Genomic DNA, 16,390 nt, shown 5'->3' with positions numbered 1-16,390 from the left:
GATGAATGAGCCGATCCTTGCCGTTTCCGGCCTGACACGCAGCTTCGCCCAGGGCGGCGTCACGATCGAAGTGCTGCGCGGTGTCGACCTGACCGTCGGGGCAGGGGAGATCGTCGCGTTGCTCGGGCCCTCAGGGTCGGGCAAATCGACCCTGCTCCAGGCGATCGGCTTGCTTGAGGGCGGGTTCAGCGGATCGATCCGGATCGCCGGCAGCGAGGCGGCGCAGCTCGATTCGCATCAGCGCACCGTGGTCCGCCGCGATTATCTCGGCTTCATCTATCAATTCCATCACTTGCTGCCCGATTTCAACGCATCGGAAAATGTCGTCCTGCCGCAGCTGATTCGCGACAAGACTCGCGCCGAGGCTGATGACCGCGCCGAATCGCTGCTGACCGCGCTTGGCCTTGGTCAGCGCCTGACGCATCGGCCGAGCCAGCTCTCGGGTGGCGAGCAGCAACGTGTCGCCGTCGCGCGCGCGCTGGCCAATCGGCCGGCGCTGGTGCTGGCCGATGAACCCACCGGCAATCTGGACGAGGCCACTGCCGATATCGTCCTTGCCGAATTCCTCCGTCTCGTCCGCCATGAAGGGTCTGCGGCGCTGGTCGCGACTCATAATGAGCGCATGGCGCTGAAGATGGACCGCGTGGTCCGGCTTCACGAGGGAAGACTGGCATGACCATTTGCTTATATTGTCCGAACCTTAATTCGGCGGCTTGATCCTATGCCGGCCTGGACCACCATACCCATATTGTCCGGACGCTATGTCACGCTTCGTCCGCTTGAGCCCGGGGACGGCGAGGCGCTGGTCGCGGCGATCGCCGACGATCTGGCCGACCAGTTCTACACGTTCGTGCCCAATGCCGCCACGGTCGGCACCTGGATGGCGAAACTGATGAGCGAGCGCGATGCCGGGCGGGCCATGCCATTTGCGGTGCTCGATGCGGAGGGCGCGATCGCCGGCACCACGCGCTTCATGCGTATGAGCGCCCCGCATCGCCGGGTCGAGATCGGCGGCACGCTCTATGCGCGGCGCGTGCAGCGCACCGGGCTCAACAGTGAGACGAAGCGGCTGCTGCTGACTCATGCGTTCGAAACGCTTGGCTGTTCGTGCGTCCAGTTGCGCACCGATTGGCTCAACCAGCGGTCGCGGCGTGCGATCGAACGGCTCGGTGCGAAGCTCGATGGCGTGCTGCGCAATCATATGGTGATGCCCGATGGCCATTTGCGCGACACCGTGGTCTATTCGATTACCGCGACCGAATGGCCGGGGGTCCGCGCCAATCTCGACTATCTGCTCGCGCGCCACGAAGGAGCGACCGCATGACCGCAGTGACCGACCTGAGCGTCAAGGCCGCCAATGGCGGCAGTGTCGATCTCTCCGTTTATGCCGGGCAAGTGCTGCTGATCGTCAACACCGCCTCCAAATGCGGCTTCACACCGCAATATGAGGGGCTGGAGGCGCTGCACCGCAAATATGCCGATCGCGGTTTCGAAGTGCTTGGCTTTCCCTGCAATCAGTTCGGCAGCCAGGAACCTGGCGATGCGGCGGAGATCGCCAATTTCTGCACCCTGACCTATGATGTGACCTTCCCGGTCTTCGCCAAGATCGACGTCAATGGCTCGGACGCCGACCCGCTGTTCCAGAAGCTGCGCAGTGAAGCGCCCGGCTTGCTCGGATCGACCGGGATCAAGTGGAACTTCACCAAATTCCTGGTCGACCGCGGCGGCAAGACGATCGCGCGCTATGCGCCGACGACCAAGCCCGAGGACATCGAAGCGGATATCGAAAAGCTGCTGTCGGCGCCGCGCTAAAGGTAGAAATCACCACTGACGAGCGTGACCGCACTGCTGAAGGCGATGGCCAGATCGGCAATGCCGTCGCCATTGGTGTCGCCATAGACGGTCGTCACGCCGCCGGCGATGTCATAGCGCAGCTGACCCGCAACACCGGTGAACGAGCCGGTCCCGATGAACGAAAACGCGTTGTCCGAGCCGCCGACGACGGCGTCGATGCCGGACAACCGGATCCTGTCGCCCGCAGCATGGCTGAAATCGGTGATCAGGTCGGTCGTCGCCCAGCTTGCGCCGCCAATCTCGCCTGCACCGAACACGAATTCATCGCTGCCCGCCCCGCCGGTCAAAATGTCCGCGCCGGTGCCGCCGGTCAGCGTGTCGCTGCTCGAACCCCCGATCAATGTGTCATTGCCGTCCCGACCGGACAGCGCTGCCTTGGTCGATGCCGATCCCGCGTTGATGGTGTCGTTGTACAGCGAACCATAGACCGTTTCGATATCCTCAAGGCTGTTCATATAGGTGCCGAGAATGGTGTCGGACCCAGTGGTGAACAGGGTCGTGAAGTCGATCGTCACACCCGTCGCGCTGGTGCCGGCGTCGAACGTGAAGCTATCGAATCCGGAACCGCCATCGGCATAGTCGCCGATCCCGAACATCAAGGTATCGTCGCCGCCCAGACCATAGAGCACGTCATAATAGGTATCCGTGCCGAGTGCCGAAACCGAGCCGAAGCCGGCGGTGAGATAATCGATACCGGCACCGCCGGTGAGCGTGTCGCTGCCATCCTGGCCCAGCAGGCTGCAGATCTTTCCCCCGGGCGAGCCCGTGATCATGACGTCGTTGAACGCTGTCCCGGTCGCTGAATCGAGATTCTCGAATCCCTGGATCGTCCCGCCGCCCAAGGTCGCGCTGCCGCCCAGCCACAGGCCGGTAAAGTCGATATTGACGGCCGACGACGCGTTGCTCAGGAAAAGCGACAGGTTATCGGTGCCGTTGCCGCCATTCGCATTGTCGCCATAACCGATAAAGATATGGTCGTTACCATCCCCGCCAAGCACCGTGTCGACAGATGTGTCGGTGTCCAGCCCGAGATACGCGAAGAGAAAGTCGTTCCCCGATCCGCCATCGATGTAATCCGCACCGGCTCCGCCGGCCAGGCTATCGTCACCGCCATTGCCGTAGATGAAATCACCCGATCCGGTGCCGGTGTAATAATCACTGACACTGGTGCCATTGAACGTCGCCATGCAAATCGCTCCCCATGATTGATGCGGTTGAACGCGAGTCGAGTTGGTTGGCAGGGAGCGTTTCATGGTCGAATATCAATCGCAAGTGTCTCTTTCCTTGTTTGCGACAGGGTGAACTATTTACTTCCATAGTGGCTGTATTTGCTGCGTGGGATAACGCGGCGGGCTGATTGCCGGACCTTCTCGACGCAGCCTGAATGTCTCAAACCTCGACAAACCAATCGGCTTTGTCATCCATGTCATGCCCCCTTGTGCGCAAGGAAGGAGTTAGCCACAGGTTTTTGCGCCGTCGGTGCTTCCCATCCCGCGCCACACTCCGCATAAAGCTGGCATGCCTCATTCCGCGTTTGTGCCCCTGCGTATCTTTTCGTCCTTTACGATGCTCGATGGCGCAATCGAGCCGAAGGCGATCGCCAAGCGCGCCCAGGAACTGGGCTTTCCCGCCGCGGCGCTGACTGACCGCAACGGGCTTTATGCCGCGATGGCTTTTTCCGACGCGGCGAAGGGCGCGGGCGTTCAGCCGATCATCGGCGCAATGCTTGGCGTCGCCCGGCCCGATATGCCCGAAGGCGTGGAGGCACCGCTCGACTGGCTGGCGCTCTATGCCCAGGATGAGGCGGGCTATCAGAACATCTGCGCTCTGGTGTCGATGGCGCATCTCGACCGCCCGATCGAACAGGCGCCGCATGTCGATTTCGCCACGCTGGAAGGGCGTACCGACGGCGTGATCGCGCTGACCGCCGGCCGCGAGGGCGGCCTGACGCGGCTGCTGGCCGAGGGGCAGGACGGCCGTGCGATGGCCTATGCCGACCGGCTGCAGTCATTGTTTCCCGACCGGCTCTATATCGAGCTTACCCGCCGCCTCGACGAAATCGAGGGCAGGGCGGAGCCGGCCTTGCTTGATCTCGCTTATGCACGCGATTTGCCGCTGGTCGCGACCAATCCGTGCTGCTTTGCCGATGAGGATTTCAGCGAAGCCCATGACGCGATGCTGTGCATTGCCAATTCGACCTATATCGCCAGCGACGACCGCCCACGCAGTTCGCCCGACGCCTGGATGAAGCCGGCCAAGGACATGCGCATGCTGTTCGCCGATTTGCCCGAGGCGATCGCCAACACGCTGGTCGTGGCGCAGCGCTGTGCCGTCGCGGCGCCCGCGCGCAAGCCGATCCTGCCGAGCCTGGCCGGCGACCGTGATGCCGAATCCGAGGCGCTGCGCGTCGATGCGCATGCCGGCCTCGCCGAACGCCTGAAGCGCGGCCTGGCGCCGAACACGACCGAAGCGGAGTATTTCGCCCGGCTCGACTTCGAGCTCGACGTGATCATCCAGATGGGCTTCCCGGGCTATTTCCTGATCGTCGCGGACTTCATCAAATGGGCCAAGGACAATGACATTCCGGTCGGTCCGGGCCGTGGTTCGGGCGCGGGCTCGGTCGTCGCCTGGGCGCTGACCATCACCGATCTCGATCCGATGAAGCTCGGGCTGCTGTTCGAACGCTTCCTCAATCCGGAACGCGTGTCGATGCCCGACTTCGACATCGATTTCTGCGAAACCCGCCGCGAAGAAGTGATCCGCTACGTCCAGCGCAAATATGGCACCGACCATGTCGCGCAGATCATCACCTTCGGGCGGCTGAAAGCGCGCGCCGTGCTCAAGGACACCGGCCGCGTGCTGCAGATGAGCTATGGCCAGGTCGACCGGCTGGCGAAGCTCATCCCCAACCATCCGACCGATCCCTGGACGCTCGATCGTGCGCTCAACGGCGTCAGCGAACTGGCGCAGGAATATCGCAACAACGACGGTGTGAAGCACCTTCTCGACCTGGCGATGAAGCTCGAAGGGCTGCCGCGGCACAGCTCGACCCATGCCGCCGGCGTGGTGATCGGCGACCGTCCGCTCAACCAGCTCGTGCCGCTTTATCGCGATCCGCGATCGGACATGCCGGTCACGCAGTTCGACATGAAATATGTCGAGGCCGCCGGACTGGTGAAGTTCGACTTTCTCGGCCTCAAGACACTATCCGTTCTGAAGAAGGCCGTGCAACTGCTGGCAAAGCGCCGGATCATTGTCGACCTCGATGCCCTGGAATGGACCGACGACGCGACGTTCAAGCTGATCCAGAGCGGCAACACCGTCGGCGTGTTCCAGATCGAATCCGAAGGCATGCGGCGCACGCTGACCGCCGTGCGGCCGACCGTGTTCGAGGACATTATCGCGCTCAACGCGCTGTATCGTCCCGGCCCGATGGACAATATTCCGATGTTCGGTCGCCGCAAGAACGGCAGCGAGCCGATCGAATATCCGCACCCGCTGCTGGAGCCGATCCTGAAGGAAACCTATGGGATCTTCGTCTATCAGGAACAGGTGATGCAGGCGGCGCAGATCCTCGCCGGCTACAGCCTGGGCGGCGCCGATCTGCTGCGTCGCGCCATGGGCAAGAAGATCAAGGCCGAGATGGACGCGCAGCGCGCGACTTTCGTCGAAGGCTGTGCAAAGGCGCATGGCATTGCCGCGGGCAAGGCCAATGAATTGTTCGATTTGATCGACAAGTTCGCAGGCTATGGCTTCAACAAGAGCCACTCGGCGGCTTATGCCCTGCTCACCTATCAGACCGCATGGCTCAAGGCGAACCATCCGCACGAATTCTTCGCGGCGTCAATGTGCTACGACCTGCATCTCACGGACAAGCTTGCCATTTTCGCCGACGATATGCGGCGCATGGGCATCAAATGCCACGCACCGTGCGTGAACGAGAGCGAGGCGGAGTTCAGCGTCGAATATGACGGCGATGGACTGGCCGTCCGCTACGCACTTGCCGCATTGAAGGGCGTCGGTGAAGGCGCGATGGAGAAGCTGGTCGACGAACGCATCGCCAATGGCCCGTTCGACACGCTTGATGACTTCGCGCGCCGCGTCGATCCGCGCTTGCTCAACAAGCGCCAGCTCGAGGGGCTGGCCGGGGCAGGCGCGTTCGATCTGATCGACACCAATCGTGCCGGTATCTTCGCGGTGGCCGAGACCCTGCTCGCCACCGCCGCGCGCACGCAGGAGATGAAGGTCAGCGGGCAGGGCGGCCTGTTCGGCGAGGGCGAGGCACAGGAGCCCGCGATCAAGCTTCCGCTCAGCGCGCGCTGGACGCTTGCCCAGCGCATGGAGCAGGAGAAGGAAGCCTTTGGCTATTATTTCTCCGCGCATCCGGTCGATCGTCATTCGCATCTCGCCCGGGCGCATGGCGCGCGCAATTATGCCGCGCTGGGCGAACTCTCCATCCCCGACGACGGCACCCGCGCCGGCGCGACGATGGCCGCGCTGGTCGAGGATGCGCGCTGGCGCACCTCCGCCAAGGGGCGCCGTTATCTGATGGCGACATTGTCCGACCCTTCCGGCCAGTTCTTCGCGACCTGTTTCGATGACGTCGTCGCCGCCGAGCTTGAAGAAGCCGCGCGCAATGGGGGGTGCGGCATCCTGACCGTCGAGCTTGATCGCCGGCCGGGCGAAGACGCGCCGCGCGTCGCGATCAAGCGGATCCAGCCATTTGAAGCGCTGGCCAATCATGCTCGCTTCACCCTCGAAGCCGCCATTGCCACGCCGGCAGCGGTGGCTGCGCTGGCCCACCTGCTCGCCGAGCATCGCGGCGGACGTGGCCAGGTGTGGATCAGGGCGGCGCTTCCCGAAGGCGGCGCTGCCCGCGTCCTGCTTGGCCGTGACTTTTTGCTCGACGGCGAGCTTGCCGGACGGATCGAGACCCTTCAGGATGTCAGTGATGTCGAGCTGAGAACCTCCGAAGCGAGGCTCGCTCTGGTTGGGTAGCGAGAGAGGGTGTTGATGCTGGGTGGAATGCAGGATTTCGAACTTCGGGTGACGAAGCTGATCGATCATGCCGCGCGCGAGCACGGCAAAAGAGAGATCGTCAGTGTCTATGCCGATGGGCAGGAGACGCGCACCGACTGGGCCGGCATTTCCCGCGACGCCAGGAAACTTTGCCAGGCGCTGGAGCGGCTCGGCTGCGGCAAGGGCGACCGCATCGCCACCCTGGCGATGAACCATAGCCGCCATCTCGTCTCCTGGTATGGCGCGATCGGCATTGGCGGCGTGATCCACACGATCAATCCGCGGCTGTTCGACGAGCAACTCGTCTATATCGCCAACCATGCCGAAGACCGGGTGCTGTTCTACGACAAGCAGTTCCAGTCGCTGGTCGACCGGCTCAAGCCGCAATGGACGAGCATCGAGCATTATGTCGCGTTCGACGATGATGGTCCCGATGGCTTCGAGGCGCTGATCGCGGCGGAAGATGGCGATTATGCCTGGGTCGAAGGCCCGGAACGCGATCCATGCATGCTCTGCTATACCAGCGGCACCACCGGCAATCCCAAGGGCGTTCTCTATGAACATCGCTCGACCGTCATCCATGCGATGGCGGAGGTCGCGCCCTGGGTGTTCAACCTCTCGGCCAATGCGGTGGTGCTGCCGATCGTGCCGATGTTCCATGCCGCGTCCTGGGGGCTGCCTTATGCCGGCGCGATGTCGGGGGCGAAGTTCGTCTATTCGGCGGTCAACGATCCGAAAATCCTGTGCGGATTGATGAATGACGAGAAGGTGACGCATTCGGCCGGCGTGCCGACGGTGTGGCTGTCGATGTTCCAGCATATGGATTCGACCGGCGAAGAGCCGCGCCATCTGCAGCAAGTGACGATTGGCGGATCGGCCGCCCCGCGCGCAATGATCGAACGGCTCATGGGCATGGGCGTGGTGGTCAAGCATCTCTGGGGCATGACCGAGACCTCGCCGATCGGTACCGCCGGCTTTCCGCCGCCGCATTGGGACGAGATGACGCTGGGCGAGCAGCTCGACCTGGTCTCGCGCCAGGGGTCGATCCCGTTCGGGGTCGAACTGCGCGTGATCGACGACGAGGATCGCGAACAGCCGCGTGACGGGCTCAGCTCGGGCCGGCTGCAGATCCGCGGTCCCTGGGTGATCAAGCGCTATTTCAAGGCCGAAGCCGATGCGGTCGCCGCGGACAATTGGTTCGACACCGGCGACGTCGCGGTGCTCCATCCCGATGGAACGATGCAGATCACTGACCGCGCCAAGGATGTGATCAAATCGGGCGGCGAATGGATCAGCTCGGTCGAGCTGGAAAATGCCGCGATCGGCTGTGCCGGGGTCGGGGAAGCGGCGGCGATCGGCATCTATCATCCCAAATGGGACGAGCGCCCGCTGCTCCTCGTGGTCAAGAAGCCGGGCAGCATGGTGACGCCCGACGAGATCACCGCACATCTCAGCAATCATGTCGCAAAATGGTGGTTGCCCGATGAGATCGTCTTCGTCGACGATTTGCCGCACACCGCCACCGGCAAGCTGCTCAAGACCGAACTGCGCGCGCGGTTCAAGGATTACAAGCTGGCGGCTGCCTGACGCTGGCTGGAGTCGTCGATCCGGCATCGCCTGCCGGATCGACGAGGCTCAGGTCCGTTTCAGGCGGGCGCTATCCAGTTGGACAATCTCCGCCGGGTGAAGCGCCCTGCTGGGCTCTGCGCCGGGCTTGCCGAGCAGAAAGCCCTGAAGTTGCGAGCAATTCTGTTCAGTGACGATCAAGCGCTGGGCCTCCGTCTCGACGCCTTCGGTCACGACGGGCAGATTGAGGCTATGGCCCAGACCGATGATCGCGCGGACGATCGATCGCGCGGCGTCGTCATGCTCGATCGCCGCGGTGAAGCTACCGTCGATCTTGATCTTGTCGAACGGGAAGCTTTGCAGATTGCTGAGCGACGAATAGCCGGTGCCGAAATCGTCCATCACGATGCGCACGCCAAGCGCCCGCAGGCGATGCAGCAGCACCAGCACGGCCTCGCGATCCCGCATCAGGACCGCTTCCGTGATTTCGAGTTCCAATCTGGTGCCGTCCAGTTTGGTTCGGCTCAGCACGTCCGCGACCTGTTCGCAGAAATTGGGGAGTTGAAACTGCACCGGTGACACGTTGACCGCGATGGTGAGCGGTTCCGCCCAGCGCGCGGCTTCGGAACACGCCTGTTCCAGCACCCACGCACCCAGTTCGACGATCGTGCCGCTTTCCTCCGCGATCGGAATGAAGATGGCGGGGCCAATCACGCCGCGCTCCGGATGGATCCAGCGCAACAGCGCCTCATAGCCGGCCACCTGGCCGGATCGGGCAGCGATCAGCGGTTGATAGGCGACGGAAAGTTCATTGCGCAGGATTGCGCGCCGCAGATCATGACCCAGTTCACGCCGGATGCGGGCGGCTTCATCCATCGCCGCATCGAAGAAGCAGGCGGTGCCGCGCCCCGCACCCTTGGCGCGATACAGCGCAGTGTCCGCATTGGTGCGCAATTCATCGCTGTTCGATCCATCGTCGGGAAACAGCGCAATGCCGATGGTGACACCGACGGCTTTCGGATCACGCGCCATGTTCATGCGCTCGGCGAAAGCGGCCAGCACACGATTGGCGAGTTGACTGGCCGATTCGGGCTGAGGAACACCGGATTGAATGATCGCGAATTCATCCCCGCCAAGGCGGGCGATCGTATCGGTCGAGTCCGTCACATCGCGGAGAATGTCGGCCACTTTGCACAGGATGCGATCGCCTTCGCCATGACCGAAAATATCGTTCGCCGCCTTGAAGCGATCCAGATCCAGGCAGAGAATCGCGACCTGCTCGTCCCGTTGCGCAGCAAGGCGCAGCGCCAGATCCATTCGATCGTCGAACAGCGCGCGATTGGGCAGATCGGTCAGCGAATCATGGTGCGCCAGATGCTCGATCTTGCGCTCCGACTTTTTGCGTTCGGTGATATCCCGAACGACCAGAACGTGAGATTCACGTCCGCGATATTCGATCGTGCGGCATAATATCTCGACCGGAATCTCGCGGCCATCGACGTGCAGGAGCGTTATTTCGGACGGGCCGTCGGTGTCGCCGCAGCAATTCAGACCCTCCGGTCCCAGAACGAGTATGGCGGTTGGCGGGCGGCCTGTCAGTTGAGACGATGTCCAGCCGGACATTTCGATGAGGCGTTCATTGACGTCGAGAATCCGATCGTCCCTGACTATCAAAAGGCCTTCGAGCGATGCGTTGGCCAGCCCCCTGAGGTCCGTGAGATGGCGGTCGAGAAAGGTCGCGCCGAATGCCGTAAGGATCAGTGCCGTTGAAACGGCGATGACGATCCCGGCGAGCAGCGAGCGGTCGATCGATGCGCCGGCGACGATGACGCTTGCATCGGGTCGCAGCGTAATGCCGCTCATCGAGGTGAAATGGAGGCTGCAGATCGCCAGGACGAACAATGTCGTGGCAACCGCAAGGCGGCGAATATCGCGAAAGGTGTGGAATGCCAGCAAGGCCAGAGAAGCGAATATGGTGCCGGCCAGCACCGCCGATATGGTCATCGGCACATCATAGATCAGCCGTGCCTGCGCTTCGATCGCGGCCATGCCGGTGAAATGCATTGCGGCAATGCCGAGGCCAAGGATGGCGCCGCCGATCGCGAAAGATGCGGCATTGCCCCGCGCATGCGCCACGATGATTGCCGCTCCGGCGGCGGCGATTGCGACCACGATCGACATGGCCGTCGCCTGCGGAGCGTAACTGATGGGAAAACCGCTGTCATAAGCGAGCATTGCGATGAAGTGCGTCGCCCATATGCCGGTGCCGCAGGTGATCGCGGCGGTCGCCATCCAGCGATACCGGTGGGCGCGCTCACATTCCTGCACGCGCTGGAACAGAAGCATGGTGGTGAAACTGCCAATCAGGCAAATTACCGCCGCAACGACAATCAGCCGCCAATCATGCTGGTGTTGAATACAGGCTAGGACAGAAAACATCGGTTTCTCCTATGCTTGTATTGCTAAAGGTGCCTCGCTAACGAAAAATAAAAATACTCTGTGATCTCAGTGTGTTTACACCATAATGGATGTTCTTGATGAATTTGTGCGTTTGAGGGGGAGTCTTGCGAGACTTACACCTTGGCGACCCACCCGAGGCACCGTGCGTTTGATCCGATGCACTCGTAAGCGCTGGCAAACGTTATGGAGGCTCTTCGCGCCATTGGTGGTTAGTTCCTTCGGTGCAGTCGCATGCCCGAAACAGCTCGCAACCCCCTGAAGCAGCCACATTGTCCGTGTGCGCGCCGCCTTGAGACTCGCATTGGAATGCTCGCGGATCAGGTCGCACTTGCCTGCCATGTGAGACATTGTCGGCAGCATCACTCCACTTGCGGGCATTCTGGCACCAATGCGATGGTGCTGAAGAGAGACGCTGGCATTGGGCGAGCGCGCAGTTCGGGACGAGTCAATGCACGCCGGTTCATGCCTATGTGGTGCAGTCGCCTTCACCGTCGATAGCGCCTTGCCGCAACCCGATATATGTCACTGTCAGATGTGCCGAAAGCAGTCCGGGCATTGCTTCGCCTCGACTGACATTCCGAAGGCCGCTTTATCCGTCACCGGCACGGAATCGCTCACATGGTTTCAATCGTCGGAAAAGATCAGGCGGGGTTTCTGCGCGACATGCGGATCCTCGCTCTTCTGGGAGCCGTTGCATCGCGACTGGATAGCCGTCGCGATGGGAGCTTTCGATGATTCCACCGAAACAACCGTCAAGATGCACATCTTCGTTGCCGAGAAAGGTGACTATTACGAGATCGCTGATGGCCTGCCGCAGCATCAATAGCTGTTGACGGCAGCGATCCCGGTTTGAGCACCGCAAAGCCGCTGGTTGGGTTATGCGTGACTAGTGATGGCCAATTAAGTCAATGATATATATAGAATTATATCAGAATCGCGCCGAAGCGACTGCGGAAAAGCCATGTTACATACCGGTGTAACATATCTCCCTCGCCGCGTCCCGCGATCCTGCCGCCGCTGGCGATTCAACCATGGCACGGGGTCTGGCTTGCCTCACTTACCGGACTTCTCGCGGCGCGATCTTTCTTATTGTCGGAAAAACAGGATTGCGGCGGCGCGCTACCAGGGCAAGACGCCGCACCCGATGCGCTAGCTGGCTGCGATTAGGCGGTTGGCGGCACGCAGTTTCTCTCTCAGCGCATCTGAAAAGCTGCGCTCGATCGTGATGCGCAGGCTTTCATGGTCGTCGAGAAACTGCCGGACATTGGCGGTCGAGGCGCACCAGAAGGTCGCGGGCGATACCAGGGTGACGGTGGCTGTCGCCGCGCCGCCCGACAGGACCGTCGCTTCGCCGATCAGGTCGCCAGGGCGGCACATGCCAACTGCCCGGCCGCTACTGCTTGCCTGCGCTTCGCCGCTGGCGAGGAAATAGATATGGTCGACCGGCTGCCCTTCGTGCGTCAGAATTTCACCGGGCGTTCCCTCGAGCCACAAACCCTGGTCGATGAACAGCCGCGCGGCGCCGCGCGGCAGATCGCCCAGGCATCCGCTCCGCATCGCTTCCTCTCGCTCGTCGAACTGCGTCGTCGCTGCATTTTCGCGCTGGTCGCCCCAGAGCTTCAGCAACCATGTGCCGAGCAGGATCGCCATCCATATGACCGTGGTGCCATCATGAACCAGTAGCGTCGCACGCAGGAGGATCAGGATCGCCGCGAGCGCGATCAGCAATCGCATGAGGTGCGGCTTGCCGGAGAGCATCGCCGCGACGAGCAGCGCATAGCTCAAGTGCAGTACAAGCCCCGCTGTCGAAAACATGCTGCCCCCGGATAATAGATGCTGTGTATCCATGCGGCAAAGCTGGCCCGGCGGGAAGGGGCGATGCCATTGTGCGCGGACCTTAGCCGAACAGATCGCCCTGCGGTCCCTTCGGCGCCCTGAACAAGTCGCAGCGCACGGCGATGCGCTCGCTGTTCAGTCCATATTTTCGGCACGCAATGTGGAATCGCGTCCGCAGCAGTTCCGCCCAGGGCCCTTGTCCACGCATGCGCGTGCCGAAATTGGGATCATTGTCGCGCCCGCCGCGAATGTCGCGGATCGTCGCCATCACCTTACCCGCGCGGTCGGGGAAATGCGCATCGAGCCACGCGCGGAACAGTGGCGCGACCTCATGTGGCAAGCGCACCGGCAGGAAGGAAGCGGTGCGCGCGCCACATTCCGCGGCCCGTTCCAGGAGATGCTCCATCTCATGATCGGTGACTGCCGGAATGACTGGCGCGATCGACACATGTGTCGGGATGCCGGCATCGACCAGCTTGCGCACTGCCGCCAGCCGCCGCGAGGGGGACGGTGCACGAGGTTCGATTGTCATGGCAATACGCGGATCGAGCGAAGTGACCGACAGCGCCACCACCGCCAGCCCGCGCGCTGCCATTGGCGCGAGCAAGTCGATGTCGCGCACCACGCGGTCGGACTTGGTCGTGATGGTCAGCGGATGACCGGTTTCTGCCAGCACCTCGATACAGGCGCGCGTGATCCGCCAGTCGCCCTCGATCGGCTGATAGGGATCGGTATTGGTCCCGAACGCGATCGGTCGGGCGACATAACCCCGTTTCGACAATTCGGCGCGCAACAGCACCGCGGCGCTGGGTTTGGCGAATAATCTGCTCTCGAAATCCAGGCCCGGCGACAAGTCGTGATAGGCGTGGCTTGGCCGCGCGAAGCAATAGATGCAGCCATGCTCGCAGCCGCGATACGGATTGATCGAGCGATCGAAGCCCACATCCGGCGACTGGTTGCGCGTGATGATCGTGCGCGGCTTTTCGACCGTCACCGTGGTGCGAAGTTTCGGGGCTTCGCCATCCACATCGCCCTGTGCATCGAGCCAGTCGCCATCGGCTTCGCGTTCGGGCAAGTTGAAGCGGACACTGTCGCGATTGAGCGTGGCGCCGCGAGTGGGGCGATTTCCGGCCATGGCGTAACGTAGCAGGTTGTCAGGAACATAACAAGAACATCAGGGCATGATGCGTCGACTAAGCGGGTGAATAACTGTCGAGCAGGGGTTCTCGCTCGCCTTCGTCTCTCCGATTGCCGCGGCGCTGTTGCCATGGGATCCGATGAATGCGAGATGCCTTTTTTTATGAGAACGCGAGTCAAGATCTGCTGCATCCGATCCGATGCGGAGGCGAGAATGGCCATTGCCGCTGGTGCCGACGCCGTCGGTTTTGTCGCCCAAAGGCCGCCCAGTCCCCGTACCATCGCCGACGATCAGATCGCGGGGATCATAGCGGTCGTTCCGCCGCCCATAGCGACATTCCTGTTGACCTCGGAGAGCAGCGCGGACGCCATCTCGGCGCATATCGAGCTGACCCGGCCTACGACCGTGCAGATCCTGCCCCACCTCACGCAGAGGGAATCGGCGCGCCTCGCTGAACTGCAACCTCATGTCCGCCGGGTTCAGGTAATTCATGTTGAAGGTCGCGAAGCGCTCGCCTTGATCCCGGCATATGCTCCCTATGTGCACGCGTTCCTGCTCGATTCAGGCAGCCCCAACGCCGCGATACCGCGATTTGGCGGGACCGGCCTGCAGCATGATTGGGCCATAAGCGCCGACTTTGTGAAGGCCAGCCCGCTGCCCGTCTTCCTCGCTGGCGGTCTCTCGGCGGCGAACGCCGCCGATGCCATCCGGCGAGTGCGCCCCTTCGGGCTGGATTTGTGCACGGGGATACGGACTGAGGGGTTGCTGGATGAGACCAAGCTTGCCAGCTTCATGCTGGCCGTCCGGAAGGCGGACGAAGCTTTCCAGTCCGATTGATGTGGGGTTCGGCCGCCTGAAGCGCGCGTGCTTTTTCCGACCGTTCCGCTACGCGTCAGCTCTTACTGTTCCGCAACGATAAAGGCGAGCAGCGCCTTTTCCAATGAATCCAGTCCCTGGTCGGCATTGATCCGCGACGTCAGCCAGGCCTGTTCATCGGCAATGATGGCGCGATCGGCGGCGACCGCGGCGTCATGGTCCACCTCCTGGGGTTTCTCGCCGAAGATGCTGCGGAACCCATCACTGACGCCCGATCCTGCGAGGCGGCCGAGAAAGCCGCCGACGCCGGATCGCGTATCGTTCATGAAGGTATCGAGTTCGGTCGCCCGCTCGCGGCTGAGTGCATGATAATCGCCATGCGCCATCAGGTGATTGCCGACCGCCTGGACGAACAGGGTCTGCCATTCCGGCGCGTTGGCGGCAGCAAGTGTCGCGTCCTTGATTCGGAACAGCATGTCGGCCTCGGCGCGACTGACCAATGCCGGGCCATCACTGGCTTGCGCATACACGACGCGACGCAGCAGCTTGACCTCGGCGGCGTTGATCGACCCGGCATCAAGCGACCCACCGTCGCGGGTCGGGCCGGTGCCGGTCAGCACGATCGTCTCGATTTGCCGCAGGGCATAGGTCTTCAATGTTTCGGGGACGTTGGTCGCGCTTTCCAGCACCTTGACCAGCAACTCGAGTTCGCCGAGCGAGTCCACGCGCCCGTCGCTGTCGATCTTCGCCATCAGCCAGGCGGCCTTGGCGTCGTCGACATAGCCCTTGGGCGATTGCTGCTCGACGAGATAGGCGGTCATCGCCTCGACGAAGAAGTCGACCCAGTCGCGCGATTTGCCTTTGACGCTGGTGTTGAGGTCGAAGATCGCCTCCGCCTCTGCAGGCTCGATGACCCCGTCGGGCCAGGCGACCCGTCGCAGCGCCAGCGTGTCGTCGGAGGTGAGTTCGGCCTTGGCTTTCAGCTTGGCGGTCAGATCGAAAATCGGCGCGGTCATGCAAATGCCTCTCGAAAGATCGCGGCATGATAGCGGCGGGGATTTAACAGGCGCTTACACACCCGGCAGCGGGCGTTTGGAGCAGACTCCAGTTGATCGTGGTGGGTGGCGCGATAGACCGGCGGGAGTTCAGGGAGACAGTGATGTTTAGAATGGCCATATCCGCCTTGGCGCTGTTCGGTGCGCTGACCATCGCCGCGCCGTCGCTGGCCAAGGATCAGGTCCAGGACCGGGTCATCGACCTCAGCGATATCAGGACAGTCGCCGGGGTGATGATGCAGGCCGGGTACAAGGCCGACATCAAGAAAAGTGATTCCGGCCGGGAATATATCCTCAGCGGCGTCAATGGCAGCGGGTTCCAGGTGCAATTCTATGGCTGCACCAACGGTACCGGATGCGATTCGCTTGAACTCTATTCCTGGTACAAGAAACAGCCGCATTTCTCGCTGGCGCTGGCCAATGAATGGAATCGCGACAACCGCTTCCTGAAGGTAGCGATCGATTCAGACGGGGACCTGGCCGAGTATATTTATATCAGCGCGATCGGCAAAACGACTTACGCCAACTTCATCGACTATATCGAATGGTACGCGGCGATGGACGCATCGCTCGGGAAATTCCTGAATGAAAAGGCCGCGCCGGCGAAAACCGAACCGGCTGCGGCCGCGCCGAAGTAATAGCCGCT

13 protein-coding genes are annotated in these 16,390 nt (G+C 62.2%); 8 read left to right on the top strand and 5 right to left on the bottom strand.

The window, feature by feature from the left end:
* The first annotated feature begins 1 nt into the window (after position 1).
* The 3 genes from OO12_RS09105 to OO12_RS09095 are packed head-to-tail and all read left to right on the top strand — an operon-like array spanning position 2 to position 1,812.
* On the top strand, positions 2-676 hold the full coding sequence (locus OO12_RS09105; RefSeq protein WP_034158347.1) for an ABC transporter ATP-binding protein: 675 nt from the start codon (positions 2-4) through the stop codon (positions 674-676).
* Between the two features lie 45 nt (positions 677-721).
* Entirely contained in the window at positions 722-1,324 is a 603-nt protein-coding gene (locus OO12_RS09100; protein ID WP_034158346.1) for a GNAT family N-acetyltransferase, read from the top strand.
* The gene (locus tag OO12_RS09095; RefSeq protein ID WP_034158345.1) at positions 1,321-1,812 is read left to right on the top strand and encodes a glutathione peroxidase; all 492 of its coding nucleotides are present in this window, start codon (positions 1,321-1,323) and stop codon (positions 1,810-1,812) included. Before OO12_RS09100 ends, OO12_RS09095 begins: the two co-directional genes overlap by 4 nt.
* Here OO12_RS09095 and OO12_RS09090 read toward each other — a convergent pair.
* Positions 1,809-3,041, bottom strand: coding sequence for a calcium-binding protein (locus OO12_RS09090; RefSeq protein WP_034158344.1), 1,233 nt, complete (start codon positions 3,039-3,041; stop codon positions 1,809-1,811). The two genes, OO12_RS09095 and OO12_RS09090, sit on opposite strands and share 4 nt — an antisense overlap.
* Positions 3,042-3,372: 331 nt before the next feature.
* Between OO12_RS09090 and dnaE the strand changes: the two genes are divergently transcribed.
* Together dnaE and OO12_RS09080 are read left to right on the top strand one after the other, a co-directional pair.
* Positions 3,373-6,852, top strand: a complete 3,480-nt coding sequence (gene dnaE, locus OO12_RS09085) for a DNA polymerase III subunit alpha (RefSeq protein ID WP_034158343.1) — start codon at positions 3,373-3,375, stop codon at positions 6,850-6,852.
* Between the two features lie 15 nt (positions 6,853-6,867).
* Positions 6,868-8,460 carry a long-chain fatty acid--CoA ligase gene (locus tag OO12_RS09080; protein WP_034158342.1) on the top strand — a complete coding sequence of 531 codons (1,593 nt, stop codon included), beginning with the start codon at positions 6,868-6,870 and terminating at the stop codon, positions 8,458-8,460.
* A 48-nt stretch (positions 8,461-8,508) separates the two neighbouring features.
* On the opposite strand, the gene OO12_RS09075 is transcribed toward OO12_RS09080, so the two are convergent.
* Positions 8,509-10,878: a bifunctional diguanylate cyclase/phosphodiesterase gene (locus OO12_RS09075; protein WP_052215695.1), complete on the bottom strand. Its 2,370-nt coding sequence runs from the start codon at positions 10,876-10,878 to the stop codon at positions 8,509-8,511.
* Positions 10,879-11,347: 469 nt separating this feature from the next.
* Here OO12_RS09075 and OO12_RS09070 point away from each other — a divergent pair, with 469 nt between their 5' ends.
* Positions 11,348-11,725, top strand: coding sequence for a GFA family protein (locus OO12_RS09070; protein WP_034158341.1), 378 nt, complete (start codon positions 11,348-11,350; stop codon positions 11,723-11,725).
* Between the two features lie 323 nt (positions 11,726-12,048).
* On the opposite strand, the gene OO12_RS26810 is transcribed toward OO12_RS09070, so the two are convergent.
* Complete coding sequence (locus OO12_RS26810) at positions 12,049-12,714, bottom strand: Crp/Fnr family transcriptional regulator (RefSeq protein ID WP_052215694.1); 666 nt, start codon at positions 12,712-12,714, stop codon at positions 12,049-12,051.
* Between the two features lie 82 nt (positions 12,715-12,796).
* On the bottom strand, positions 12,797-13,870 hold the full coding sequence (locus tag OO12_RS09060; protein ID WP_034158340.1) for a PA0069 family radical SAM protein: 1,074 nt from the start codon (positions 13,868-13,870) through the stop codon (positions 12,797-12,799).
* Between the two features lie 132 nt (positions 13,871-14,002).
* On the opposite strand from OO12_RS09060, the gene OO12_RS09055 reads away from it, so the two are divergent.
* Positions 14,003-14,710, top strand: coding sequence for a phosphoribosylanthranilate isomerase (locus tag OO12_RS09055; protein WP_327196015.1), 708 nt, complete (start codon positions 14,003-14,005; stop codon positions 14,708-14,710).
* A gap of 62 nt (positions 14,711-14,772) precedes the next feature.
* On the opposite strand, the gene OO12_RS09050 is transcribed toward OO12_RS09055, so the two are convergent.
* Entirely contained in the window at positions 14,773-15,705 is a 933-nt protein-coding gene (locus OO12_RS09050; protein ID WP_034158339.1) for a hypothetical protein, read from the bottom strand.
* A gap of 152 nt (positions 15,706-15,857) precedes the next feature.
* Between OO12_RS09050 and OO12_RS09045 the strand changes: the two genes are divergently transcribed.
* A complete protein-coding gene (locus tag OO12_RS09045; RefSeq protein ID WP_034158338.1) occupies positions 15,858-16,382 on the top strand; it encodes a YbjN domain-containing protein in 525 nt (174 codons plus the stop codon).
* Positions 16,383-16,390 lie beyond the last annotated feature (8 nt).

This window comes from Sphingomonas sp. ERG5 (genome assembly GCF_000803065.1).
GTDB lineage: Bacteria > Pseudomonadota > Alphaproteobacteria > Sphingomonadales > Sphingomonadaceae > Sphingomonas.
Note: the sequence above shows the minus strand (reverse complement) of the source record. Positions and strands in the feature narration are given on the sequence as shown.